This is a genomic window from Micromonospora sp. SL1-18 (assembly GCF_047921505.1).
GTDB lineage: Bacteria > Actinomycetota > Actinomycetes > Mycobacteriales > Micromonosporaceae > Micromonospora.
In genome coordinates, this window is record NZ_JBLROA010000246.1 from 1 (window position 1) to 332 (window position 332).

General features: G+C 67.8%; 1 protein-coding gene. It reads right to left on the reverse strand.

Annotated elements, in window-relative coordinates:
* Positions 1–332: OmpL47-type beta-barrel domain-containing protein (locus tag ACNAW0_RS30790; protein WP_416291547.1), on the reverse strand; the 332-nt coding region annotated here is incomplete at both ends.

Consider the following 332-nt stretch of genomic DNA (forward strand, 5'->3'; position numbering starts at 1 on the left):
GTCCTTCTCACCGGTCACCGTCGCGGTGACCGTGGGCGGGGTCGTGTCCTTCGGCGTCGGCTCGACCACCGTGAACGACACCTGCTGCGACGAGGACGTGTTGCCCGCCTTGTCCGTGGCCCGATAGGTCACCGTGTGCTGACCCGGCTGATTCACCGTCACCGGAGCGGAGTAGCCGGCGTAGGCACCGCCATCGAGCGAGTACTCGATCCGGTCGACACCCGACTCGGTGTCGATCGCGGAGAGAGTGACCGTCGCGCTGCCCACGTACGCGCCGTTCGCATCCTTCTGACCGGTCACGGAAGCGGTGACCGTGGGCGGGGTCGTGTCCT